The sequence below is a fragment of the Pseudorhizobium marinum genome (genome assembly GCF_000705355.1).
GTDB classification, from domain to species: domain Bacteria; phylum Pseudomonadota; class Alphaproteobacteria; order Rhizobiales; family Rhizobiaceae; genus Neorhizobium; species Neorhizobium pelagicum.
Window position 1 is genome coordinate 310,802 of sequence record NZ_JMQK01000004.1, and the last position, 25,408, is coordinate 336,209.

General features: G+C 64.6%; 23 protein-coding genes. 21 read left to right on the top strand and 2 right to left on the bottom strand.

The features are described 5' to 3' along the window. Window position 1 precedes the first annotated feature (1 nt). The 10 genes from EO99_RS0107140 (at window position 2) to EO99_RS0107185 (ending at window position 10,148) form a co-directional block, all read left to right on the top strand. On the top strand, window positions 2-784 hold the full coding sequence (locus tag EO99_RS0107140; protein ID WP_029617956.1) for an ABC transporter ATP-binding protein: 783 nt from the start codon (window positions 2-4) through the stop codon (window positions 782-784). 1 nt (window position 785) lies between these two features. Next, entirely contained in the window at window positions 786-1,487 is a 702-nt protein-coding gene (locus EO99_RS0107145; protein ID WP_029617957.1) for an ABC transporter ATP-binding protein, read from the top strand. A 3-nt stretch (window positions 1,488-1,490) separates the two neighbouring features. Next, window positions 1,491-2,378, top strand: a complete 888-nt coding sequence (locus EO99_RS0107150; protein WP_029617958.1) for a branched-chain amino acid ABC transporter permease — start codon at window positions 1,491-1,493, stop codon at window positions 2,376-2,378. A gap of 106 nt (window positions 2,379-2,484) precedes the next feature. Then, a complete protein-coding gene (locus EO99_RS0107155) occupies window positions 2,485-3,381 on the top strand; it encodes a branched-chain amino acid ABC transporter permease (RefSeq protein ID WP_235776781.1) in 897 nt (298 codons plus the stop codon). Window positions 3,382-3,478: 97 nt separating this feature from the next. Further along, window positions 3,479-5,074: a GMC family oxidoreductase gene (locus EO99_RS0107160; RefSeq protein WP_029617960.1), complete on the top strand. Its 1,596-nt coding sequence runs from the start codon at window positions 3,479-3,481 to the stop codon at window positions 5,072-5,074. 15 nt (window positions 5,075-5,089) lie between these two features. After that, window positions 5,090-6,169 (top strand): enoyl-CoA hydratase/isomerase family protein, encoded by a 1,080-nt coding sequence (locus EO99_RS0107165; protein WP_029617961.1) that lies wholly within the window; start codon window positions 5,090-5,092, stop codon window positions 6,167-6,169. A 173-nt stretch (window positions 6,170-6,342) separates the two neighbouring features. Then, window positions 6,343-7,329, top strand: a complete 987-nt coding sequence (gene cysP, locus EO99_RS0107170; RefSeq protein ID WP_029617962.1) for a thiosulfate ABC transporter substrate-binding protein CysP — start codon at window positions 6,343-6,345, stop codon at window positions 7,327-7,329. 75 nt (window positions 7,330-7,404) lie between these two features. Further along, window positions 7,405-8,226: a sulfate ABC transporter permease subunit CysT gene (gene cysT, locus EO99_RS0107175; RefSeq protein ID WP_029617963.1), complete on the top strand. Its 822-nt coding sequence runs from the start codon at window positions 7,405-7,407 to the stop codon at window positions 8,224-8,226. 3 nt (window positions 8,227-8,229) lie between these two features. Beyond that, a complete protein-coding gene (gene cysW / locus EO99_RS0107180; RefSeq protein WP_029617964.1) occupies window positions 8,230-9,129 on the top strand; it encodes a sulfate ABC transporter permease subunit CysW in 900 nt (299 codons plus the stop codon). Then, on the top strand, window positions 9,126-10,148 hold the full coding sequence (locus tag EO99_RS0107185; RefSeq protein ID WP_029617965.1) for a sulfate/molybdate ABC transporter ATP-binding protein: 1,023 nt from the start codon (window positions 9,126-9,128) through the stop codon (window positions 10,146-10,148). The genes cysW and EO99_RS0107185 overlap by 4 nt, the downstream gene beginning before the upstream one ends. A 74-nt stretch (window positions 10,149-10,222) precedes the next feature. Here the strand turns inward: EO99_RS0107185 and EO99_RS0107190 are convergent, their stop codons facing one another. Both EO99_RS0107190 and EO99_RS0107195 read right to left on the bottom strand, forming a co-directional pair. Further along, complete coding sequence (locus EO99_RS0107190) at window positions 10,223-11,659, bottom strand: NAD-dependent succinate-semialdehyde dehydrogenase (protein ID WP_029617966.1); 1,437 nt, start codon at window positions 11,657-11,659, stop codon at window positions 10,223-10,225. 252 nt (window positions 11,660-11,911) lie between these two features. Continuing rightward, entirely contained in the window at window positions 11,912-13,099 is a 1,188-nt protein-coding gene (locus EO99_RS0107195) for an acyl-CoA dehydrogenase (RefSeq protein WP_029617967.1), read from the bottom strand. 96 nt (window positions 13,100-13,195) lie between these two features. Here EO99_RS0107195 and EO99_RS0107200 point away from each other — a divergent pair, with 96 nt between their 5' ends. The 11 genes from EO99_RS0107200 (at window position 13,196) to EO99_RS0107250 (ending at window position 25,394) form a co-directional block, all read left to right on the top strand. Further along, window positions 13,196-14,113: a LysR family transcriptional regulator gene (locus tag EO99_RS0107200; protein ID WP_029617968.1), complete on the top strand. Its 918-nt coding sequence runs from the start codon at window positions 13,196-13,198 to the stop codon at window positions 14,111-14,113. A 150-nt stretch (window positions 14,114-14,263) separates the two neighbouring features. Beyond that, window positions 14,264-15,313 carry a dipeptidase gene (locus EO99_RS0107205; protein WP_029617969.1) on the top strand — a complete coding sequence of 350 codons (1,050 nt, stop codon included), beginning with the start codon at window positions 14,264-14,266 and terminating at the stop codon, window positions 15,311-15,313. 46 nt (window positions 15,314-15,359) lie between these two features. After that, window positions 15,360-16,970 carry an ABC transporter substrate-binding protein gene (locus EO99_RS0107210; RefSeq protein WP_029617970.1) on the top strand — a complete coding sequence of 537 codons (1,611 nt, stop codon included), beginning with the start codon at window positions 15,360-15,362 and terminating at the stop codon, window positions 16,968-16,970. A 65-nt stretch (window positions 16,971-17,035) separates the two neighbouring features. Then, on the top strand, window positions 17,036-18,055 hold the full coding sequence (locus tag EO99_RS0107215) for an ABC transporter permease (RefSeq protein WP_408002863.1): 1,020 nt from the start codon (window positions 17,036-17,038) through the stop codon (window positions 18,053-18,055). Next, on the top strand, window positions 18,052-18,984 hold the full coding sequence (locus EO99_RS0107220) for an ABC transporter permease (RefSeq protein WP_029617972.1): 933 nt from the start codon (window positions 18,052-18,054) through the stop codon (window positions 18,982-18,984). The genes EO99_RS0107215 and EO99_RS0107220 overlap by 4 nt, the downstream gene beginning before the upstream one ends. Further along, complete coding sequence (locus EO99_RS0107225; protein WP_029617973.1) at window positions 18,981-19,826, top strand: ABC transporter ATP-binding protein; 846 nt, start codon at window positions 18,981-18,983, stop codon at window positions 19,824-19,826. Before EO99_RS0107220 ends, EO99_RS0107225 begins: the two co-directional genes overlap by 4 nt. After that, on the top strand, window positions 19,823-20,572 hold the full coding sequence (locus tag EO99_RS0107230) for an ABC transporter ATP-binding protein (RefSeq protein ID WP_029617974.1): 750 nt from the start codon (window positions 19,823-19,825) through the stop codon (window positions 20,570-20,572). Before EO99_RS0107225 ends, EO99_RS0107230 begins: the two co-directional genes overlap by 4 nt. Window positions 20,573-20,673: 101 nt before the next feature. Next, entirely contained in the window at window positions 20,674-22,197 is a 1,524-nt protein-coding gene (locus EO99_RS0107235) for an ABC transporter substrate-binding protein (protein ID WP_029617975.1), read from the top strand. A 13-nt stretch (window positions 22,198-22,210) separates the two neighbouring features. Next, the gene (locus tag EO99_RS0107240) at window positions 22,211-23,158 is read left to right on the top strand and encodes an ABC transporter permease (protein ID WP_029617976.1); all 948 of its coding nucleotides are present in this window, start codon (window positions 22,211-22,213) and stop codon (window positions 23,156-23,158) included. Further along, the gene (locus tag EO99_RS0107245; protein ID WP_029617977.1) at window positions 23,155-23,976 is read left to right on the top strand and encodes an ABC transporter permease; all 822 of its coding nucleotides are present in this window, start codon (window positions 23,155-23,157) and stop codon (window positions 23,974-23,976) included. The genes EO99_RS0107240 and EO99_RS0107245 overlap by 4 nt, the downstream gene beginning before the upstream one ends. 23 nt (window positions 23,977-23,999) lie before the next feature. Further along, window positions 24,000-25,394 carry an amidase gene (locus tag EO99_RS0107250; protein ID WP_029617978.1) on the top strand — a complete coding sequence of 465 codons (1,395 nt, stop codon included), beginning with the start codon at window positions 24,000-24,002 and terminating at the stop codon, window positions 25,392-25,394. The last annotated feature ends 14 nt before the right edge of the window (window positions 25,395-25,408 follow it).

Genomic DNA, 25,408 nt, shown 5'->3' on the forward strand with positions numbered 1-25,408 from the left:
CATGGCGCAGCCTGCAGTCCAGTCCCCTAACGAGTCGCGGGTGGTGCTTTCCGCCCGCGGCCTCACCAAGACCTTCGGCGCCTTCGCGGCCGTCAAGGATGTCGATCTCGATGTCCGCGATGCGCAGGTGCATGCGCTGATCGGCCCGAACGGTGCCGGCAAGACCACCGTCTTCAACCTTTTGACGAAGTTCCTGCAGCCCTCGGCCGGCAGCATCAACCTTCTCGGAACGGACATCACCCGTACGGCGCCCGACAAGGTCGCCCGCATGGGGCTCGTCCGCTCCTTCCAGATCTCCGCCGTCTTTCCGCACCTCTCGGTGCTCGACAACGTCCGCACCGCCCTGCAACGACCCAACAATCTCTCCACGCAGTTCTGGCTGCCGGTGTCGTCGCTCGACCGGTTGAACGGACGGGCGGAAGAACTCCTGACGGCCGTCGGGCTGATCAAGGAACGCAATACGATCGCCGCCGACCTTTCCTACGGGCGAAAGCGCGTGCTGGAGATTGCCACCACCCTGGCGCTCGATCCGAAGGTGCTTTTGCTCGACGAGCCGATGGCCGGCATGGGCCAGGAGGATATCGGCAATGTCTCCAACATCATCCGCGAGGTCGCCAAGGAACGCGCCGTGCTGATGGTGGAGCACAATCTCTCCGTCGTCTCCGACATCTGCCACCACGTCACGGTCCTGCAGCGCGGCGAAATCCTCGCCGAAGGCGATTACGCCACGGTGAGCCAGGACCCGCGGGTTCGAACCGCCTATATGGGCGAGGAAGAGGCCTGAGATGACACCATTGCTTCAGGTTTCCGGTCTCAACGCCTGGTACGGCGAAAGCCATGTGCTGCAGGGCGTCGACATGACCATCGAAGAAGGTGAGATGATCACCATTCTCGGCCGCAACGGCGTCGGCAAGACCACGACGCTGCGCACGATCATGGGCATCCTGCGTGAGCGCAAGGGCCAGATCACCTTCGACGGCAAGGACATGATGAACGTGCCGCTGCACCGGACCGCCCACGTCGGGATCGGTTTCGTGCCGGAGGAACGCGGCATATTCGCCACGCTGACGGTGGAGGAAAATCTCATGCTGCCGCCGGTGGTGGCCGGCAACGGCATGTCGCTCGACGAGATCTACGACCTTTTCCCCAATCTCCTGGAGCGGCGCAGCAGCCCCGGCACCAAGCTTTCCGGCGGCGAGCAGCAGATGCTGGCGATCGCGCGCATCCTGCGTACCGGCGTTCGGCTGCTGATCCTCGACGAACCGACTGAAGGGCTCGCTCCGGTCATCGTCCAGCGCATCGGCCAGGTGCTGAAGACGTTGAAGGAGCGGGGCATGACGGTGCTGCTCGTGGAGCAGAACTTCCGCTTCGCAAGCCGCGTCGCCGACCGTTTCTACCTGATGGATCATGGGCAGATGGTGGCCGATTTCCCGGTGGCGCAACTGCCGGAGCGCATGGATACGTTGCACAAAGTGTTGGGGGTCTGAACGATGACGATGATCTTCGGTATCCCGATCCAGGCGCTTCTCGGCCAGCTGCTGATCGGCCTGATCAATGGCTCCTTCTATGCGCTCCTGAGCCTTGGCCTTGCGGTCATCTTCGGCCTCTTGCGGGTCATCAACTTCGCCCATGGCGCGCAGTACATGCTCGGGGCCTTCGTGGCGCTGCTGCTGCTGCAATACTTCGGCATCAACTACTGGCTGGCGCTCTTCGTCGCGCCGGCGATTGTCGGGATCGTGGGCGCCGTGGTTGAGCGCACCATGCTGAGCCGCCTCTACAAGCTCGACGCGCTCTACGGCCTGCTCTTCACCTTCGGCCTGGCGCTGACGATCGAGGGCACCTTCCGCTATCTCTATGGTTCGGCCGGACAGCCCTATTCGGTCCCGTCGCTTCTCGCCGGCGGCACCAATCTCGGCTTCATGTTCCTGCCGATCTACCGCGGCTGGGTGGTGGTGATCTCGCTCATCGTCTGCATCGGTACCTGGCTGCTGATCGAGAAGACGAAGCTCGGCTCCTACCTTCGCGCCGCGACGGAAAACGCCGTCCTCGTGCAGGCCTTCGGCGTCAACGTGCCGCTGCTGCTGACGCTCACCTATGGCCTCGGAGCTGCCCTTGCCGCCTTCGCCGGCGTGCTCGCCGCGCCGATCTACCAGGTGTCGCCGCTGATGGGCACCAACCTCATCATCGTCGTCTTCGCGGTCGTCGTGGTGGGCGGCATGGGCTCCATCATGGGCGCCATCGTCACCGGCTACATGCTGGGCATCGCCGAGGGACTGACCAAGGTCTTCTACCCGGAGGCCTCCAACATCGTCATCTTCGTGATCATGGCGATCGTGCTGTTGATCCGGCCGGCGGGCCTCTTTGGACGGGATGCATGAGATGAGCGACGCTGTTCACACCACGAAACAGAAGGCGGAGATCGCGCAGTCGCGCAAGACGTCGACGAGCTACGCCGTCTTCCTTCTGGCCGGGCTTGCGCTGCTGATGATCGCGCCGATGTTCTTCTACCCGATCTTCCTGATGAAGCTCCTGTGCTTTGCGCTGTTTGCCTGCGCCTTCAACCTGCTGCTCGGCTATACGGGGCTTCTCTCCTTCGGCCATGCGACCTTCTTCGGCGGGGCGGCCTATTTCACGGCGCATGCGGTCAAGGTCTGGGGCTGGACGCCCGAGCTTGGGGTGCTGCTCGGCGTCGTCGGGGCGGCCTTTCTGGGGCTGGTGATGGGTGTGGTGGCGATCCGCCGCCAGGGCATCTATTTCGCGATGATCACGCTGGCCCTGTCGCAGATGTTCTTCTTCTTCTGCCTGCAGTCGGAGTTCACGCAGGGCGAGGACGGCATCCAGCAGGTGCCGCGCGGCCATCTGTTCGGCTTGATCGACCTCTCCGTCTCGACCAACATGTACTACTTCGTGCTGGCGGTCTTCGTGATCGGCATGGTGGTCATCTGGCGCTTCATCAACTCGCCGTTTGGAATGATCCTCAAGTCGATCCGGGAAAACGAGGCGCGCGCGACTTCGCTCGGCTATTCGGTGGCCCGCTACAAGCTCGGCGCCTTCGTGATGTCGGCAGCGCTTGCCGGTCTGGCCGGTGGGCTGAAGTCGCTGGTGTTCCAGTTCGCAACGCTCACGGATGTCGCATGGCAGATGTCGGGCGAGGTGATCCTGATGACGTTGCTCGGCGGCATCGGCACGCTGATCGGTCCGATCTTCGGCGCCGGACTGGTGGTGACGCTGCAGAACTATCTGGCGACCTCCGACTTCCCGGTCACCATCATCACCGGCGTCGTCTTCATGGTCTGCGTGCTCGTCTTCCGGCGCGGCATCATCGGCGAATTCTACGCCTCCCGCTTCGGCCGCATGCTCGGGTTCGAGCACCGGCACTAGCAGCCGGCGAATGCCGGAGCGGGTGCGCCTTGCACAATCGAGGCAGTCCGGATCGCAGACGGTCGTCTGCGGCGGCGGTCGGCCTTTGGAGACGGACATGGATCGATACGACTACATCGTGGTGGGGGCGGGCAGCGCCGGTTGCGTGCTGGCCAACCGCTTGTCGGCCGACGCCCGAAACCGCGTCCTGCTTCTGGAAGCGGGCGGTACCGACAACTATCACTGGGTGCATATCCCCGTCGGCTATCTCTACTGCATCAACAATCCGCGCACCGACTGGTGCTTTGTGACGGAGAAGGAGGATGGGCTGAACGGCCGAGCGCTTTCCTATCCGCGCGGCAAGCTTCTCGGCGGCTGTTCCTCGATCAACGGCATGATCTACATGCGCGGCCAGGCCCGCGACTACGACCTGTGGCGGCAGATGGGCTGCGAGGGCTGGGGCTGGGACGACGTGCTGCCCTATTTCATCAAGTCCCAGGATCACCACGGCGGCGGCGACGAAATGCATGGCAGCGGCGGCGAATGGCGGGTGGAGAAATCGCGCGTCCGCTGGGCCGTGCTCGACGCCTTCCAGAAGGCAGCCGAAGAAGCGGGCATTCCGATCACCGAAGATTTCAACCGCGGCTCCAACGAGGGGTCCAGTTATTTCGAGGTCAACCAGCGGTCCGGCATCCGCTGGAACACCACCAAGGCCTTCCTGCGTCCGGCGCGCAACCGGCCCAACCTCACCGTGCTGACGAAGGCGCAGGCGCGCCGGCTGATCGTCGAGGACGGCGAGGTTCGCGGCGTCGAGTTCCAGCACAAGGGCGTTGTCAAACAAGCCTATGCGGCGCGCGAAACCGTCCTCAGCGCCGGGTCGATCGGCTCGCCGCAGATCCTGGAGCTCTCCGGCATCGGTCGCGGCGACGTGCTGCAGCAGGCCGGCATCGAGGTTGTCCGGGAGGTGAAGGGGGTGGGCGAAAACCTGCAGGACCACCTGCAGCTTCGCATGGTCTACAAGGTGACGGGGGTGCCGACGCTGAACGAGAAGGCCTCGCGACTGCTGGGCAAGGCAGCGATCGGTCTCGAATATGCGTTGCGACGGTCCGGCCCGATGTCGATGGCGCCGAGCCAGCTCGGCATCTTCACCCGCTCGGGCCCGGACAAGGAGACGCCGGACCTGCAGTATCACATCCAGCCGGTGTCCTTGGAGAAGTTCGGCGATCCCGTCCACGGCTTTCCGGCGATGACGGCAAGTGTGTGCAACCTGCGGCCGGACAGCCGCGGATCGGTGCATGTGAAGAGCAGCGATTTTGCCGCCGCACCCGCCATCCGGCCGAACTATCTGTCGACACCCTCGGACCGGGACGTGGCCGTGCGGGCGATCCGGCTGACCCGCAGGATCGTCTCGGAGCCCTCCTTCGCGCGCTATCATCCGGAGGAATACAAGCCGGGGCCAAGCTATGAGACCGACGAGGATCTGGAGCGGGCGGCGGGCGAGATCGGCACCACCATCTTCCATCCTGTCGGGACGGTACGCATGGGCGCGGATCCCGACAGCGTCGTCGATCCGAGGCTGCGGCTGCGGGCGCTCGGGCGGCTCAGGGTCGCGGACGCCTCGATCATGCCGAATATCGTTTCCGGCAACACCAATTCGCCGACTATCATGATCGCCGAGAAGGCGGCGGAAATGATTCTGGCCGACAACCGGTGACAGGGGAGGCCCGCCATGCAGGGACCGACGATGAGCAGCGACGACGTCATCCTTGACCGCGTGGGCTCTGCGGCGGTCATCCGCCTCAACCGGCCGAAGGCGCTCAACAGCATCAACCTTTCCATGGTCCGCGCCATCCGCGCGGCGCTGGATGATGCCGCGGAGGATGTGTCCGTCTCCTGCGTCGTCCTGACCGGGGAGGGGGATCGTGGGCTCTGCGCCGGCGGCGATATCCGCGTGCTGTTCGAGATGGGCAAGGCGGACGACACGGAGGCGACGCGCTTCTGGCGCGAGGAGTTTCCGCTGAACTATGCCATCGCGCATTATCCCAAGCCCTATGTGGCGCTGATGGACGGCATCACCATGGGCGGCGGCGTCGGGCTTGCATCGCACGGCCGGCACCGGGTGGTGACGGAGCGGACGCGTCTGGCGATGCCGGAAACGGGGATAGGCTATTTCCCCGACGTCGGGACAAGCTGGCTTTTGCCGAAGGCGCCGGGCAAGGTCGGAACCTGGATGGGTCTGACGGGCCTGGAGGTGACGGCCGCGGATGCGATCTTCGCCGGGCTCGCCGATCTCTCCGTTCCCTCCGACGAACTGCCGAAGCTCGTCCAGGCACTGGGGGCGCTTGCCGCAGACGCCGACGATGCGGCGGTGGAAGCCGTCCTCCAGTCGTTTGCAGTCTCGCCGGGTGAGAGCGAGTTGCAGCGGAACCACGCCGTGATCGACCGCTGCTTCGCCCACGACAACGTCGAGGACATCCTCGCCGCGCTGGACGCGGAAGGGGGCGAATTCGCAGGCCGGACGCGCGAGGCCATCCTCAAGCGTTCGCCGACCAGCCTCAAGCTGACCCTGCGCCTGCTGCGGGCCGGTCGCGACAGTTCCGGGCTGGTGGAGTGCCTGGAGCGGGAATTCGCCGCCGGCGTCGAGATCCTGCGCCACCACGACTTCTACGAAGGGGTGCGTGCGGCGATCATCGACAAGGACCGCGATCCGAAATGGTCGCCGGCAAGCTTGCAGGAGGTCGGTCGCGAGGCCGTCGACCTCTACTTCGCCGGCCGTCACGGAACGCTGTTTCCCGACCATCGGCTCTAGGACAAATTTTCGCCCGGTCGGGTCCGTTTCCGGTGGCAGCGGGAGAAATGTCGCTGAAGCCACTGCAAATTGAACGGAATTTCTAAAGCGATCACACAAACGGGTCGCTGGTTTCTCGCGGGCGGAGGCATCTGCCGCTAGTTTCTGGGCATCAACGAATTCCGGAGACTTTCATGAACCGCCTCCTGCTCCTCGGCACCGCTGTTGCCGCTCTCTTCGCCGCGCCGGCCTTCGCGCAGTCGCCGACCACGCTTCTGAACGCGTCCTACGATATCGCGCGCGAAATCTTCGCGGCCGAAAACGAGGCCTTCATCAAGGCCCATCCGGGCGTCACCATCGACCAGTCGCATGCCGGCACGTCCAAGCAGGCGCGCGCCATCGTCGAGGGCCTTGAGGCGGATGTCGTGACCTTCAACCAGGTCACCGACATCGAATTCCTGGTGAAGCAGGGCTTTGTCTCGGACGACTGGCAGCAGGATTTCCCGAATGCCGCGTCGCCCTTCTATTCCTTCCCGTCGTTCCTGGTGCGCGAAGGCAATCCGAAGAACATCAAGGACTGGAACGATCTGGCCCGCGACGACGTCCAGGTGATCTTCCCCAACCCGAAGACATCCGGCAACGCCCGCTACACCTATCTCGCAGCGGTCGCCTACGCCAAGGAAGCCTTCAATGGCGACGAGGAGCAGGTCGAGGAATTCGTCGCCAAGATCTTCGACAACGTACCGGTCTTCGACACCGGAGGACGTGCCGCGACGACGACCTTCGTCGAGCGCGAGCTCGGCGACGTGATCGTCACCTTCGAGGCGGAAACCCGCGCGATCGCCAAGCAGTATGGCAAGGACAAGTTCGACACGCTGGTGCCGTCGGTCAGCCTGCTGGCGGAATTCCCGGTCGCGGTGGTCGACAAGGTGGTCGACAAGCGCGGCTCGCGTGACCTCGCCAAGACCTATCTCGACTTCCTCTACACGGAAGAAGGCCAGCGGATCGCGGCCGAATTCGGCCACCGCGTTCACAACGAAACGGTGTCGGCCGAGTTCAAGGACCAGTTCCCGGAGATCCGTCTGGTGAACGTCGATGACGTCTTCGGCGGCTGGGACAAGATCCAGGAAGAACACTTCGCTTCCGGCGGCACGCTCGACAAGCTTTACGGCAGCCGCTAAGTCTTCGTTATCACCACTGCGATCCCGACGGCTTCCTCGCCGTCGGGTTTTGTGTGCAAGGACAGGGGACCTCGCTTGAGACGCAATGTTCTGCCAGGGCTGTCGCTGTCGCTCGGTGTCACGCTTTTCTATGTCGGCCTGATCGTCGTGCTGCCGCTCGCGGCCCTGATCTTCAAGGCTGCCAGCCTCGGCCCGAGCGACTACTGGGCCATCATCTCCTCGCCGCGTGCCGTCGCAAGCTACCGGGTGACGGTGCTGTCGGCGCTGGGAGCGACCGCCTTCAACCTCGTCTTCGGCCTGGCGCTCGCCTGGGTGCTGACGCGCTACAAGTTTCCCGGCTGGCGGATCGTCGATGCGATCGTCGATCTGCCCTTTGCCCTGCCGACCGCTGTCGCCGGCATTTCGCTGACGGCGCTGTTTGCGACGAACGGCTGGTTCGGCTCGATCCTCTCCGACCTCGGCATCCGGGTCGCCTACACGCCGCTCGGCATCATGGTGGCGATGTGCTTCACCAGCCTGCCGTTCATCGTGCGGACCGTGCAGCCGGTGCTGGAGGATTTGGATCCGGCACTCGAGGAGGCCGCGCAATCGCTGGGGGGATCGGACTGGACGATCTTCCGCAAGGTGATCCTGCCGCTTCTGGCGCCAGCCCTGCTGGCGGGACTTTCCCTGTCGTTTGCCCGCTCGCTGGGTGAGTTCGGCGCCATCATCTTCATCGCCGGCAACCAGCCGATGTCGACGGAGATCACGGCGCTCCTCGTCTTCATCCGGCTGGAGGAATATGATTATCAGGCGGCCGCGGCGATCGCCTCCGTGCTGCTGATCACCGCCTTCCTGATGCTCGCCATCACCAATATCCTGCAGTCGCGTGCCCTGCGCTATACGATGAAGGGCTGACCCATGTCCGCTGTACAATCATCCCGTCGCAAGCCGCCGCGCGTCGGTGACAATCCGATTTTCCGGCGCCTGATGATCGGCATCGTGCTGGTCCTCGGTGCGCTGCTGGTTCTCGCGCCGCTCATCGTTATCGGCTTCGAGGCCTTCTCCGAAGGGTGGCGGGTCTATGCCTCGACGCTTGCCGATCCCGACACGCGCCACGCAATCTTCCTGACCGTCGTCACGGCCCTGATCGCCGTGCCGATCAACACCATCTTCGGGGTCGCTGCCGCCTGGGCGATCACCAAGTTCGATTTTCCCGGCCGCCGCCTGTTGCTGGTGGTGATCGAGATCCCGTTCTCGATCTCGCCGATCGTTGCCGGTGTCGCCTATCTCTTCGTCTATGGCCTGCAGGGCTTCTTCGGGCCGATGTTCGAGGCCTATGACATCAAGGTGCTCTTTGCCCTCCCGGGCATCGTTCTCGCCTCAATGTTCGTCACGGCACCCTTCGTGGCGCGCGAGCTCATCCCGCTGATGCAGGCGCAGGGGCGGGATCTCGAGGAAGCGGCAACCTCCCTCGGTGCCTCGGGCTGGCGGACCTTCTTCTCGGTGACGCTGCCCAACATCAAATGGGCGCTGCTCTACGGCGTCGTGCTCTGCAATGCCCGCGTCATGGGCGAGTTCGGCGCCGTCTCCGTCGTCTCCGGCAATATCCGCGGTCAGACGAACACGCTGCCGCTGCACATCGAGCTTCTCTATCACGACTACCAGGCGGCCGGCGCCTTCGCCTCGGCGTCGATCCTGGCCATCATCGCCGTCATCACCATCATCGCCAAGGTGGCGCTGGAGCGACAGGGAGCCGGCCGCGTCCGCCGTCCCGCGCTCTCCACCCCGGCCATTCCTGCTGCGGAGCCCAAGCCATGAAGATCCGCCTCGACCACGTGGTCAAGACCTTCGACACCTTCCGTGCCGTACGCGACGTCTCGCTGGAGATCGAGAGCGGCGAACTGGTGGCGCTGCTCGGTCCCTCCGGCTCCGGCAAGACCACCATCCTGCGGATGGTGGCCGGTCTCGAGTTTGCCGACGGCGGCCATATCTATTTCGGAGACCAGGACGCCACCGACATCCCGGTGCGCGATCGCGGCGTCGGCTTCGTCTTCCAGCACTATGCGCTCTTCCCGCACATGACGGTGCAGGAGAACATCGCCTTCGGCATGAAGGTCTCGAAGGTGAAGCGCGAGAAGTCTGCGATCGCGGCGCGGGTCGACGATCTGCTGCGGCTCGTCCAGCTGGAAGGGCTCGGGGACCGCTTTCCGGCACAGATTTCCGGAGGGCAGCGGCAGCGCGTCGCGCTTGCGCGGGCGCTGGCGGTCGATCCGAAGGTACTGCTGCTCGACGAACCCTTCGGCGCGCTGGATGCCGCGGTCCGGCGCGATCTGCGCCGCTGGCTGCGCGAGATCCACGACGAGCTCGGCATCACCACGCTGTTCGTCACCCACGACCAGGAGGAGGCGCTCGATCTCGCCGACCGGGTGGTGATCCTCAATCAGGGACAGGTCGTGCAGCAGGGGACGCCGGAGCAAGTCTGCCGCGAACCGGGTTCGGCCTTCGTGACGCGCTTTCTCGGGGATACCAACAGGATCTCGGCCGAGGTGCGCGGCGGTGTGGCCTATGCCGACGGTGCGGCGATTGCGGCCGACGGCGTCGCGAACGGCGCGGCGGAAGTCTACGCCCGTCCCGGCGATCTCGCCTGGTCGGAGACCGGACCCGGGATTGCCGCATCGGTCACCCGCGTGCTGGATCGCCCGGGCGGACGCCGGGTCATCGCCATCACCACCACCGGCGAGCACCTGGAGTTCGACGTCGAGCCGGAGCTTGCGGTGCGAGCCGGCCAGCAGGGCTATGTGACGCTGCGGCGCGCCCAGGTGTTTGCCGCCGGCTGACCCGCCCTTTGTGACCAAAAGAGAAGCCGGCGGAGAGGACCCCGCCGGCTTCTTGCGTCTCTGATTTCGGCTCTTTAGTTCATCTGGGTGACGAAACGGGTTTCGAGGTAGGCCTCGACCGCTTCCGAACCACCTTCCGTGCCGTAGCCGGAATCCTTGATGCCGCCGAAGGGCACTTCCGGGATCGCCAGGCCGTTGTGGTTGATCGTCAGCATGCCGGCTTCCATCTGGCGGCTCAGGGCATGGGCCGTCTTCACCGATCCGGTGAATGCGTAGGAGGCAAGGCCGAAGGGCAGGCGATTGGCTTCGCCGATCGCGTCATCGAGATCGGAGAAGCGGTTGATGATGGCGAGCGGGCCGAAGGGCTCCTCGTTCATCATCTTCGCCGAGGTCGGCACGTCGGTCATCACCGTCGGCTCAAAGAAATAGCCCTTGTTGCCGATGCGCTTGCCGCCGGTGCGCAGTTCAGCACCCTTGGAGACGGCATCGTGGATCATGTCTTCCATGGCCGGAATGCGGCGCTCGTTGGCGAGCGGCCCCATGGTGACGCCGTCTTCCAGGCCGTTGCCGACCTTGATCGCCTGCGACGCCTTGATGAAGCCTTCGACGAAGCGGTCGGCGATGCCATCCTGCACGAGGAAGCGCGTCGGCGCCACGCAGACCTGTCCGGCGTTGCGGAACTTCGCGCCGGCCGTCACTTCGATCGCCTTCTCCAGGTCGGCGTCGTTGAAGATGATCGCCGGGGCATGGCCGCCGAGCTCCATCGTCGCACGCTTCATGTGCTTGCCGGCGAGCGCTGCGAGATGCTTGCCGATCGGGGTCGAGCCGGTAAACGAGATCTTGCGGATCACCGGATGCGGGATCAGGTATTCGGAGATCTCGGCCGGGATGCCGTAGACGAGGTTGACGACGCCTGCCGGAACGCCGGCATCGGCGAAGGCGCGGATCAGCTCGGCCGGGGAAGCTGGGGTCTCCTCCGGTGCCTTGACGATGATCGAGCAGCCGGTGCAGAGCGCGGCCGACAGCTTGCGGACGATCTGGTTGATCGGGAAGTTCCAGGGCGTGAAGGCGGCGACCGGGCCGATCGGCAGTTTCACCGTCATCTGCGAGACGCCGCTGAAGCGCGAGGGAATGATCTGGCCGTAGGTGCGGCGGCCTTCTTCCGCAAACCAGTCGATGGTGTCGGCGGCACCGAGGATCTCGCCCTTGGACTGCGCCAGCGGCTTGCCCTGCTCGCGCGTCATCAAATAGGCGATGGTGTCGGCACGCTCGCGCAGGAGGTCGGCGGCCTTGCGCATGATCTTGGAGCGTTCCAGCGGCGAGGTTTCGCGCCAGACCTTGAAGCCCTTGTCGGCCGCTTCCAGTGCGAGATCGAGATCGGCGATGCGGGCATGGGCGATCTTGCCGATCACTTCTTCCGTTGCGGGATCGGAGACCGGCAGCGTCTCGCCGCCGATGGCATCGCGCCAGGTGCCGTTGATGAAGAGCTGGACGTCGGGATAGGAATGCATGGCATTGCACCTTCATATTTAGAAGCCGCCGCCGGAACCGGCGCGGACAGGATATCAGCGCTGGCCAGGTCCGGGAGGAGGACGGGACCGGCGCTCACGGGAGGCGGGACGGCTGATGCCGTCGATCCGGCTTCAGCCCGAGACGGAGATTCCGTCACCGCCTCTACATAGGGTTTCTTGGTTACCGATCCAAGACGGTGTGCCGCCAAGCGATAAACCGGCAGCCTTGGTGCTGCCGGCCCGCGGATAGTCTCAGAAGAAGGCCTGGATGCCGGTCTGGGCACGGCCGAGGATCAGGGCGTGGACGTCGTGCGTGCCCTCGTAGGTGTTGACCGTCTCCAGGTTCTGCGCGTGGCGCATGACGTGGTATTCGATCTGGATGCCGTTGCCGCCGTGCATGTCGCGGGCCTGGCGGGCAATGTCGAGCGCCTTGCCGCAATTGTTGCGCTTGACGATCGAGACCATCTCCGGCGCCATGCGGTGCTCATCCATCAGGCGGCCGACCCTGAGCGAGGCCTGCAGGCCCAGCGCAATCTCGGTCTGCATGTCGGCGAGCTTCTTCTGGTAGAGCTGCATGCCGGCCAAAGGCTTGCCGAACTGTTTGCGGTCGAGTCCGTATTGGCGTGCCCGGAACCAGCAGTCTTCCGCCGCTCCCATGACGCCCCAGGAGATGCCGTAGCGGGCGCGGTTGAGGCAGCCGAAGGGGCCTTTCAAACCGGAGACGTTCGGAAGCAGGGCTTCCTCGCCGACCTCGACGCCTTCCATGACGATCTCGCCGGTGACGGAGGCGCGCAGCGACAGCTTGCCGCCGATCTTCGGGGCCGACAGTCCCTTCATGCCCTTTTCGAGCACGAAGCCGCGGATCTCGTTGTTGTGCGCCTCGGATTTCGCCCAGACGACGAAGACGTCGGCGATCGGCGCGTTGGAAATCCAGGTCTTGTTGCCGCTGAGGCGATAGCCGCCTTCGGTCTTTTCGGCGCGCGTCTTCATGCCGCCCGGATCGGAGCCGGCATCCGGCTCGGTCAGCCCGAAGCAGCCAATCAGTTCGCCGGAGACGAGACCCGGCAGATATTTGTCCTTCTGCTCCTCGGAGCCATAGGCGAAGATCGGATAGATCACGAGCGAGGACTGCACGCTCATCATCGAACGATAGCCGGAGTCGATGCGCTCCACTTCGCGGGCGACGAGGCCATAGGCGACGTAGCCGGCGTCGGCTGCGCCATATTTCTCCGGCAGCGTGACGCCGAGCAGACCGGCCTGGCCCATCAGGCGGAAGAGTTCCGGCGAGGTGGTCTCGTTCAGGTAGGCTTCCTGCACCCGGGGCAGGAGTTCGGACTTGCCGAAGGCGGCCGCGGCGTCGCGGATCATCCGCTCCTCGTCCGTCAGTTGGTCTTCGAGAAGAAAGGGATCTTCCCAGGAAAATGCCGCGCGTGCGCTCACAATCGTACCTCCGGTTTCATCTCTGGATTATCCGCGAGCCGAGGCCCCGCATCAAGCCGCGTTTACTCATCCTGCCATGATTGATAGTAATAGGCCATGATCAGTCTCAGCCGCCGCCTGCTGCCCTCCACCGCTGCCCTTGCCGCCTTTGAATCGGTGGCGCGGCTGCGCAGTTTTTCGGCTGCCGCGGAGGAGCTGTCCCTGACGCAAGGGGCCATCAGCCGGCAGGTTTCCGGGCTCGAGGAGCAGATCGGCGTGCTGCTGTTCGAGCGCACCAGCCGTGGCGTGGTGCTGACTTCTGCCGGTGCAGACTACGCAAAGGCCGTTGGCGCGGCGCTGTCGCAGATTCGCTCCGCCTCGCTCCAGGCCATGACCAAACGGCATAGCGACACGCTCAACCTCGCCATCCTGCCGACCTTCGGGACACGCTGGCTGATGCCGCGGATCCCGGGTTTCGTCGCGCGGCATCCGGAAATCACGCTGAACTTCGCGACCCGCATCGGGATCTTCGACTTCGATCGCGACGGCATCGACATGGCGATCCACATCGGACAGGCCGACTGGCCGGGCGCCGATTGCACCTTCCTGATGGAGGAGATGGTGGCGCCGGTGTGCAGTCCCGGCTTTCTCACCGATCATCCGATCGAAAGGCCGGAGGACATGCTGGCGCTGCCGCTCCTGCACATGGCCTCGCGTCCTGGCGCCTGGAGCCACTGGTTCCAGAGCCTCGGCCTGTCCGGCGCCAGTTCGCAAGGGATGCGGTTCGAGCAGTTCTCCAGCGTCGGGCAGGCCTGCGCGGCGGGGCTGGGGGTGGCGCTGATGCCGCTCTTCCTTGTCGACTCGGAACTGGCAAGCGGGCAGATCGTGCAGGCCTATGCTCATCAGGTGCGGTCGCCCAGCGCCTATTATGCGGTGGCGCCGCTGACGAAGACGGATTTCCGGCCCGTGGTTGCCTTCCGGTCCTGGCTGCTGGAGGAGGTGGAGCGCTATCGGGGCGAGGTCATGGCCTGGTAGGAGGGCGTTGCCTTCGTTTTGCACGCTGAAGAAGGCTGCCTAGAAATGCCGCAGGAGGAGGTGATTTCCCTCTTGCGGTCGGCGAAGCGGGCGCTAGGATCGCGCCATCAATCACTTCAGGCGCTTCCCACCCACATTTAGGACCTGCCCATGGAACTGGTGTTCGACGGCCATAACGACGTGCTCCTGCGGCTCTGGCGGACAATGAAGGCGGGAGGCGATCCGGTCGCCGAATTCATGAACGGCACGACCGAGGGCCATATCGACGCGCCGCGTGCCAGGAAGGGCGGGCTGGCGGGCGGGTTCTGCGCCATCTACATCCCATCCGGCGAACTGATCCTCAAGGAGCCGGACGAGAGCGGCCACTATGTCACGCCGCTGTCCGACCCTCTGCCGCTTGGGCCGTCGCTGGAGGTCGCCCTGGAAAAGGCGGCGATCGCGCTTCGCCTGGAGCGGGCGGGCGGATGGCGCCTCTGCCGCTCGACGGCGGATGTCCGGGCCGCAATGGACGAAGGCGTCTTCGCCGCCGTCCTGCACATGGAGGGCTGCGAGGCGCTCGACGCGGACCTCGACAACCTCGAAGTCTTCTACGCGGCCGGCCTGCGGTCGCTCGGGCCGGTCTGGAGCCGCCACAACATCTTCGGCCACGGCGTGCCCTTTGCCTACCCAATGTCGCCGGATACGGGGCCGGGGCTGACGGACGCGGGCTTCGAGCTGGTGCGGGCCTGCAACCGCCTCGGCATCCTGATCGATCTCGCTCATATCACGGAAAAGGGCTTCTGGGACGTGGCGAACACCACCGACCAGCCGCTGGTCGCCAGCCATTCCAACGTCCATGCGCTGACGCCGGTGGCGCGCAATCTGACGGACAGGCAGCTCGATGCGATAAAGGAGAGCGGCGGCCTCGTCGGTCTCAACTACGCCGTGACGATGCTGCGTCCGGATGGTCGCGACAATGTCGAGACGCCGCTTTCCGACATGGTCCGGCACACGGATTATCTCGTGGAACGGCTCGGGATCGACCATGTCGCGCTCGGCTCGGACTTCGACGGAGCCTCGATCCCAGAGGAGATAAGTGACGCTGCGGGCAATCAAAATCTGGTTGCGGCGCTCCGGGACGCGGGATACGCTGACGAAGACTTGAGGAAGATCTGCCGGGAGAATTGGCTGAGGATCATGGCGTCTGCCTGGCACGAATAGCTGGCGGCTAAAACAACAAGCAAACCACCAACAGGGGAATAAAAAAATGATCAATCTGCTGAACAAACGCGCGCGTCTGCTGGCATCCGGTGCAGCCTTTTCGCTGATCCTGGCTGTCGCACCGCAGGCCTCTGCCGAGACCCCGCCCGATACGCTGGTGATCGCCTGGGCGATCGACGACATCATCTCGCTCGATCCGGGCGAGGCCTTCGAAATCTCGGCCGGCGAGATCATGGGCAATGCCTATGACAATCTGGTCAATCTCGACATCAACGACACGTCGAAGGTGACGCCCGGCATTGCCGCCAGCTGGACCGTGTCGGACGATGCGCTGACCTATACCTTCACGCTGAAGCCGGACCTGACCTTCGCCTCCGGCAATCCGATCACAGCCGAAGACGTCGCCTACAGCTTCGAGCGCGCCGTGAAGCTCGATCTGTCGCCGGCCTTCATCCTGACCCAGTTCGGCCTGACGGCGGAAAACGTCACCGAAAAGGCCAAGGCCACCGATGCCTCGACCTTCGTCCTGACAGTCGACAAGGCCTATGCGCCAAGCTTCGTGCTGAACTGCCTGACGGCCAACGTCGCGTCCATCGTTGACAAGACGCTGCTCATGGAGCACGTGGCAGAGAATGATTTCGGCAACGGCTGGCTGAAGACGAATTACGCCGGCTCCGGCCCGTTCAAGATGATGCAGTGGCGCGCCAACGAGATCCTCGTCCTGGAACGCAACGACAACTACTACGGCGAGAAGGCGAAGCTGAAGCGGGCCATCTACCGTCACATGAAGGAAAGCTCCGGCCAGCGGCTGGCGCTGGAAGCCGGCGACATCGACGTTGCGCGCAACCTCGAGCCCGGTGACTTGGAAGCCATCTCCGGCAATGCCGATATCGCGACGGATTCCGCTCCCAAGGGCACCGTCTATTACTTCAGCCTCAACCAGAAGAACGAGAATCTGGCGAAGCCCGAAGTGCGCGAAGCGCTGAAGTATCTCGTCGACTACGACGCAATCGGCGCGACCTTCATCAAGGGGATCGGCGAAATCCACCAGACCTTGCTGCCGAAGGGCATGCTCGGATCGCTCGACAGCAATCCCTACAACCTGAATGTCGAGAAGGCGAAGGAGCTGCTGGCCAAGGCCGGTCTGGCCGACGGCTTCTCGGTCACCATGGACGTGCGCAACACGCAGCCGGTCACCAGCATTGCCGAATCCGTGCAGCAGACCTTTGCGCAGGGGGGCGTCAAACTCGACATCATCCCCGGCGATGGTAAGCAGACGCTGACCAAATACCGCGCCCGCAACCATGACATCTACATCGGCCAGTGGGGCACGGACTACTGGGATCCCCATTCCAACGCCGACACATTCGCGGCCAATGCGGACAATGCCGATGACGCTGCCGCCAAGCCGCTGGCATGGCGCAACGCCTGGGATATCCCGGAGCTGACGCAGCAGACGGCGGCAGCCCTCCTGGAACGCGACGAGACCAAGCGTGCCGACATGTACAAGGACCTGCAGCAGCAGGTGCTCGAAACGGGTCCTTTCGTGATCGTCTTCCAGCAGACGGAAGTGGCGGCGCACCGTGCCAACGTCGAAGGCTACAACCTCGGCCCGACCTTCGACACCAATCTGCTCGCGCCGGTCTCCAAGGAATAGCCTGAGGGGACACGTCCTTGGCTCTTACTGATACATCCGCAGTCACCCGCCGCAACAAGCGGCGGGTGCATCCCGTTGCGTCTGCGCTCCTGCGCTTTCTGGTCATGGCGGTGACGACCCTTTTCGGTCTCCTCGCCGTCACCTTCTTCATCGGCCGGGTCATCCCCATCGATCCGGTGCTGGCCATCGTCGGCGACCGGGCGCCGCAGCACGTGGTGGAGCGCATCCGGCTCGACCTCGGCCTCGACCTGCCGCTCTACCAGCAGTTCTACATCTACCTGAAGCAGGTGCTGTCGGGTGATTTCGGGACCTCGGTGCTGACCACCAATCCGGTTCTGACGGATATCCTGCGGGTCTTTCCGGCGACCATCGAACTTGCCACGATCGGCACGATCATCGGGGCGGTTCTCGGCATCCCGCTCGGCGTCCTGGCCGCCGTCAAGCGCGGCAGCATCGCCGACCAGGTGGTGCGGGTGATCGGGCTTGTCGGCTATTCCGTGCCGATCTTCTGGCTCGGGCTGCTGGCACTGGTGCTGTTCTACGCCAAGCTCGGCTGGGTCGCCTATCCCGGCCGGATGGACATCGTCTACGAATATACCTTCACGCCAAACTCGGGCTTCTACCTGGTCGATGCCATCCTGCAGCGGGAATGGGCCGTCGTCTGGGACCTCTTCCGGCACATCATCCTGCCCGGATCGCTGCTCGGCTATTTCTCGCTCGCCTACATCAGCCGCATGACACGCTCCTTCATGCTGAACGAGCTTGCCCAAGAGTATATCGTTGCGGCGCGCGCCAAGGGCCTGTCGGAGACGCGCATCATCTGGTTCCATGCGCTGCGCAATGCCGCCGTGCCGCTGGTGACGGTGATTGCACTCTCCTACGCCGGCCTTCTGGAGGGCTCGGTGCTGACCGAGACCATCTTCTCGTGGCCGGGGCTCGGGCTCTACATCACCAATTCGCTGCAGAACGCCGACATGAACGCGGTGCTCGGCGGCACGGTGGTCATCGGCGCCGTCTTCGTCGCCATCAATCTCCTGTCCGATCTTCTCTACCGGACGCTCGATCCGAGGACGCGCAGCCGATGAGCATCACGGAACCCGCTCCCAAGCCCTACAGCCGGGACTGGCTCCTGTCGGACCGTCCGGCATCGCGCCGCCAGGCGAGCCTCGGCCGCGCCTATGTCGTTTGGCGCCGGTTTTCCGAAAACCGGCTGGCGCTGCTCGGTCTGGTCATCATCCTTGCCCTGATCCTGACGGCGGCCTTTGCCGACGTGCTGGCGCCGCACAATCCGCTGCAGGGCGACCTGCGCAATGCCCGCCTCCTGCCACCGGGCGCGGAGGGCTATATCCTCGGAACGGACGACCAGGGGCGGGACATCCTCTCGCGGCTGATCCACGGCTCACGGCTGACGCTTCTCGTCGTCGTGCTCGTCGCCATCATCGCCGCGCCCGTCGGACTGATCGTCGGCACCATCTCCGGTTATGCCGGCGGCTGGGTCGACGCCGTGCTGATGCGGATCACCGATATCTTCCTCGCGTTCCCGAAGCTGGTTCTGGCACTGGCGCTGGTGGCAGCGCTCGGTCCGGGCATCGAGAACGCCATCCTCGCCATCGCCGTCACCTCCTGGCCGCCCTATGCCCGCATCGCGCGGGCCGAGACCATGACCTTCCGGAATTCGGAGTTCATCTCCGCGGTGCAGCTGATGGGGGCCTCGCCGTTTCGCATCGTGCTCAGGCACGTCATGCCGCTCTGCCTGTCGTCGCTGATCGTGCGCGTGACGCTCGACATGGCGGGCATCATCCTGACGGCCGCCGGTCTCGGTTTCCTCGGACTTGGTGCTCAGCCGCCGCTGCCGGAGTGGGGCGCGATGATCGCTTCGGGTCGCCGCTTCATCCTCGATCAGTGGTGGGTCGCCGCCATGCCGGGGTTTGCCATCCTGATCGTCAGCCTCGGCTTCAACCTGCTCGGCGACGGCCTGCGCGATGCGCTCGATCCCAAGGAGGCCGGGCAATGACGGCTCCAGACAAGACGCTGCTGACGGTCGACGACCTGCGCGTCCGCTTCCCGACCCGAACCGGCATGGTGGAGGCCGTGCGCGGCGTTTCCTTCACGCTCGGCCGCGAACGGCTCGGCATCGTCGGCGAATCCGGTTCCGGCAAGTCGCAGACGGGCCGCGCCATCATGGGGCTGACGCCCTCGCAGGCCCAGGTGACGGCCAGGACGCTGCGCTTCGGCGACCGCGATCTCCTGACCATGCCAGCGAAGGACAGGCGCATGCTGCGCGGCAAGCGCCTGGCGATGATCCTGCAGGACCCGAAGTACTCGCTGAACCCGGTGATGACCATCGGCCGGCAGATCGTCGAGACGCTGAAGACCCATGAATCCATCGGCAGAAGCGAGGCGCGAACGCGGGTTCTCGCCATGCTGGAGGCCGTCCAGATCAGCGATCCGGAACGGGTCTTCGATCTCTATCCGCACGAGGTCTCCGGCGGCATGGGCCAGCGCGCGATGATCGCCATGATGCTGGTTTGCGGACCCGACCTCCTGATCGCCGACGAGCCGACATCGGCGCTCGACGTCACCGTGCAGCTGGAGGTGCTCGACATCCTCGACAGACTGGTCTCGGAGCGCGGCATGGGGCTGATCTTCATCTCCCACGATCTGCGCCTCGTCTCGACCTTCTGCGACCGTGTGCTGGTGATGTATGCAGGCAAGGTGGTGGAGGAGCTTTCCGCCGCCAACCTGCACGACGCGCAACATCCCTATACGCAGGGGCTCCTGAACTGCCTGCCGCAGATCGGCGGCAACCGCCATCCGCTGCCGGTCCTCGAACGCAAGCCGGAGTGGACGCTGTGACGACGGCTCTCTCGATCGACAACATGCTCGTGCTCTACGAGGACTTCGCGGCGCTGAACCACGTCAGCCTGGACGTGGCCCAGGGCGAATCCTTCGGCATCGTCGGAGAGTCCGGCTCGGGGAAATCGACGCTGTTGCGCGCCATCACCGGGCTTGCCGGCTTCCAGGAGGGCAGCCTCACCGTCAACGGCCGGTCCTACGGCGGGCGCCAGCGCGACAAGGAGTTCTACCGGACCGTCCAGATGGTCTTCCAGGATCCTTACGGTTCGCTGCACCCGCGGCAGACGGTGGACCGGCTGCTGCTGGAGCCGCTGATCATCCATGGCTTCGACAACGTCGATGCCCGCATCGCGAGGGCTCTCGACGAGGTCGGGCTCGGTTCCGGCTTCCGCTTCCGCTATTCGCACCAGCTTTCGGGCGGCCAACGCCAGCGAGTGGCGATCGCAAGGGCGCTGATCGTCGAGCCGACGATCATGTTGCTCGACGAGCCGACGTCGGCACTCGACGCCTCAATCCAGGCCGAGATCCTCAACCTTCTGGAGCAGGCCCGGCGCGACCGGGATCTGACCTTCGTCATGGTCAGCCATGATCTCGGCGTCATCAGCCACATGTGCGAGCGGCTGGCGGTGATGAAGACCGGCGAGGTGGTCGAGACGGTGCCCGTCGAGGCACTGGAAAAGCGGCAGTTCTCGGCTGAATACACGCGCCAGCTGCTGGTCGCCAGCGAAGGTTTTCGCCGCGACTAGCGCTCCGTGCGATGCAATAGATTTCCATTGTGCATCTGCAATATCGCCGTAAACTGACACGTCATCATCCGGTCACGCACATAACAAGGGGAACATCGGCTATGCGGAAAAAGGGTTTCTTGTGGGCGGCGTCGCGGCATGCCCTGATCGGTGCGGCGGTCGCCCTGGGTGCGGGTTTGTCAGCGGTCCATGCCATGGCCGCGCCGAAGACCGACGTCAGCATCGGCATGGCCATCGAGCCGGCCGGGCTGGATCCGACGGCTGCGGCCCCGGTCGCGATCGGCCAGGTGACCTGGCAGAACATCTTCGAGGGGCTGACCACAATCGACCGGAACGGCGAGGTGCAGCCACAGCTCGCCGAGAGCTGGGAGATCTCCGACGACGGCAAGACCTATACCTTCAAGCTCCGCCCGGACGTCACCTTCCACAATGGTGTCGCCTTCGACAGCGCGGTCGCCAAGTTTGCAATCGACCGGGCCCGCGGCAGCGATTCCGTCAATCCGCAGAAGCGCTACTTCGCATCGATCGAGGCCGTGGAGACACCGGATCCGTCGACGCTGGTGCTGAAGCTTAAGCAGCCGGCCGGCAGCCTGCTCTACTGGCTAGGGTGGCCTTCTTCCGTGATGGTCGAACCTCAATCGGCGGATGACAACAAGACGACGCCGGTCGGCACCGGGCCGTTCAAATTCGTCAACTGGGCGAAGGGCGCCAGCGTGCAGCTGGAAAGAAACCCGGACTACTGGAACGAGGAAGGGGCGGCCATGCTGGAGGCGGCAACCTTCCGCTTCATCAATGATCCGCAGGCGCAGGCGGCGGCGCTGCAGGCTGGCGATGTCGATGCCTTCCCGGAATTCGGCGCGCCGGAACTCATGTCCTCCTTCGAAAATCACGAAACCCTGGAAACCGTCATCGGCAATACGGAGCTGAAGGTCGTCGCCGGAATGAACAATGCGCGAGAGCCATTTTCCGACAAGCGGGTTCGGCAGGCGCTGATGATGGCCGTCGACCGGTCGATGATCGTCGACGGGGCATGGTCGGGCTTTGGGACGCCGATCGGCAGCCACTATACCCCGAACGACCGCGGCTACCAGGACATGACCGGCGTCTATCCCTATGATCCCGAGAAGGCCAAGGCGCTTTTGGCGGAAGCTGGCTACCCTGACGGCTTCTCCTTCACCATCAAGGCGCCGCAGATGGCCTATGCGCAGCGCACCTCGCAGATCCTGCAGGCCCTGTTTGCGCAAATTGGTGTGACGATGGAGATCGAGACGACCGAATTTCCGGCCAAATGGGTGGCGGATGTGCTCAAGGCGTCCGACTATGACATGACGATCGTCGCCCATGCCGAGCCCATGGACATCGACATCTATGCGCGCGATCCCTACTACTTCAACTACAAGAACCCGGCCTTCAACGATGTCCTGCAGCGGATCGAGGCGACATCCGATCCCGCCGAGCAGGAAGCGCTCTACGGCGAGGCGCAGAAAATTCTGGCCGAAGACGTTCCGGCGCTCTTCCTGTTCGTCATGCCGAAGCTCGGCGTCTGGAACAAGAAGCTGAACGGTCTCTGGGAAAACGAGCCGATCCCGTCCAATGTGCTGAGCGAGGTGCATTGGGAAGAGTAGGGGCCGCGTCGTCTTGATCGCCATCCTCACCCGCCAGGTTGCAAGCCTGCTCGTCACGCTGCTGGTGGTTTCGCTGCTGATCTTCACGGTCATGGATCTCCTGCCGGGCGATCCGGCGGCAATCATGCTGGGCACGTCTGCAACGCCCGAGACACTGGCTGCCCTGCGGATGCAGATGGGCCTCGACCAACCGCTTCCGGTCCGCTACCTCGCCTGGCTGGCGGGGGTGTTCCAGGGCGATCTCGGCCAGTCCTACACCTATGGCGTACCGGTCGCGGGACTGATGGCGGAGCGGCTCTGGGTGACGCTGCCGCTGGCGCTCATGGCCGTCACGCTGTCCATCGCCATCGCGGTTCCGCTCGGCGTGCAGGCGGCATACAGGCACAACGGGCCGTTCGACCTGCTCGCCGGTGCCATCTCCTATGTCAGTATCGCGGTGCCGGCGTTCTGGGTCGGGCTCCTCCTGATCATCCTGTTCTCGACGACGCTCGGCTGGATGCCCGCCGGCGGGTTTCCGGGCTGGGACGCGGGCCTCCTCGCTGGGTTTCAGGCCCTGCTCCTGCCGGCGGTGGCGCTCGCCCTGCCGCAGGCCGGCGTCCTCACACGCGTCTCGCGGGCCGCGGTGCTGGAGGTGATGAACGAGGATTTCGTCCGCACCGCGCGGGCAAAGGGCTTGGGCGAGCGCGGTGCGGTGTGGCGGCATGCGCTGCCCAACGCACTGATCCCGGTCGTCACCATGATCGGGCTGCAGTTCACCTTCCTGATCGCCGGGGCGGTGCTTGTCGAGAACGTCTTCAACCTGCCGGGGCTGGGTCGGCTCGCCTACCAGTCGCTCGCGCAGCGCGACATCATCGTCATGCAGGACGTCGTGCTGTTCTTTTCGGCCCTGGTGATCGTGATGAACTTTGTCGTCGACCTCGCCTATCTCGCCCTCGATCCGAGACTGAGGGTTCCCGCGTGAACGCAAGGGTCCTCCGCCGCCCGGTGTTGCTGATCGGCGCCGTGATCACGCTGGCGTTGCTCGCGGTGGCCCTGACGTCCCTGCTATGGACGCCGTTGCCGCCATCGCAGATGAACATCGTCCAGCGACTGAAGCCGCCGCTCGACGCAGGCCTCCTCGGCACGGATCAGTTCGGCCGCGACATCGCGTCGATGCTGATGGCAGGCGCCTGGAATTCCCTGTCGATCTCTTTCGCGGCCGTCGCGATCGGAGCTTTCGCCGGCACGGTCGTCGGCACCACCGCCGCCATGTGGCGCGGCCTGTTCGAACTCTGCGTCATGCGGCTCTGCGACATCGTCTTTGCCGTCCCGCCGATCCTTTCGGCGATGGTGCTCGGCGCCTTCATCGGCGCTGGCCGCTTCACGGTGGTCATCGCCATCGCGGTGTTCATGGTGCCGGTTTTTGCTCGGCTGACGCTGGCAGCTTCGCGGCAGATCTGGGCGCGCGACTATGTGGCTGCGGCGATCGGCATTGGTCGTTCCAAAACCAAGATCACGCTCTTCCACATCCTGCCCAACATCGCCAACCAGATCGTCGTCCAGGTGGCGATCCAGCTCGGCCTTGCCATCCTGACGGAGGCGGGCCTGTCCTTCCTGGGCCTGGGGCTGTCACCGCCCGCGCCAAGCTGGGGCCGGATGCTCGCAGACAGCCAGACTTTCTTCGGCCAGGCGCCCTGGCTGGCGATCCTGCCGGGGCTGGCGATCGCCCTTGCGGTGCTGGGCCTCAACATGCTGGGCGACGGCCTTCGCGATATGCTCGACCCTAGAAACGACACCTGATTTTTTTGAAAAAGACCTTTGCCATGAACGATCTCCTGAAACTGACCATCCGCGAAATTCTCGGGCTTTATCGAGAGAGAGGCCTCTCACCGGCGGAATACTGGCAGGCGGTGGAGGCCCGTATTGCGGCTGCCGAGCCCCGGGTGCAGGCGCTCTACCTCTATGACCCGGAGGGCGCGCGGTCGCAGGCGGAGGCGTCGACGCGGCGCTGGGCGAGGGGCGAGCCACTGGGGCCGCTCGACGGGATCCCGGTGACCGTCAAGGAACTGATCGCCACAAGGGGCGATCCGGTACCGATGGGGACAAGAGCCGTGGATCTGGTGCCTGCCGCGGAGGACGCACCGGCCGCCGCCCGGCTGCGGGAAGACGGGGCGATCATCTTTGCCAAGACCACCTGTCCGGACTACGGCATGCTGTCCTCCGGCCTGTCGAGCTTCCATCCCCTGACCCGCAATCCCTGGGACCTCAGCCAGAACCCCGGCGGTTCCAGCGCCGGTGCGTCGGCTGCTGCCGCGGCCTGTTTCGGGCCGCTTCACATCGGCACCGACATCGGCGGCTCGGTTCGCCTCCCGGCCGGCTGGACCGGCATCTTCGGCTTCAAGCCGAGCCATGGGCGCATTCCGGTCGATCCCTACTATCTGGGCCGCTGTGCAGGCCCGATGACGCGCACAGTCGAGGATGCAGCCGTTTCCATGCCGACGCTCTCGCGTCCGGACTGGCGCGACGGAACGGCGCTGGAGCCAAATGATTTCGAGTGGCTGGACCTCGATCTCGACATGAAGGGCATGAAGGTCGGCCTGATGATGGATGCCGGAACCGGGCTTTCCGTGGATGCGGATGTCGAACGGGCGGTTCTGTCCGCTGCCAGACGCTTCGAGGACGCCGGCGCCGTGGTGGTGCCGGTTGCGCCGGTGCTGACACGGGAAATGCTCGACGGGCTGGACGTGTTCTGGCGCGCGCGCTTCTGGGGCCAGATCGAAAAGCTGCCCGACGCGCGCAAGGCGATGATCCTTCCCTACATCTTCCAGTGGGCGGAGGGTGGCAGGAGCGTGTCCGGCGTCGAGGCGGTGCGAGGGTTCGACCGAACGATCGAGATGCGCCGAGCCTGCAGCAAACTGTTTTCGGAGGTTGATGCAGTCCTGTCGCCGACCAATCCGATCGTCTCCTATCCGGCGGAATGGGCGTCGCCGACGAATGATCCTTCGCTACCGTTCGAACATATCGCCTTCACGGTGCCCTGGAACATGTCGGAACAGCCGGCTGCATCGATCAATTGCGGCTTTTCCACCTCCGGCATGCCCATCGGGCTGCAGATCGTCGGACCACGCTTTGGCGACCTTCTGGTCCTGAAGCTCGCACATGCCTTCGAGGAGTGGAGCGGCGGAGTGACGGCATGGCCGGAGCTTGCAAACGAGTGAGATCAAGATGAACC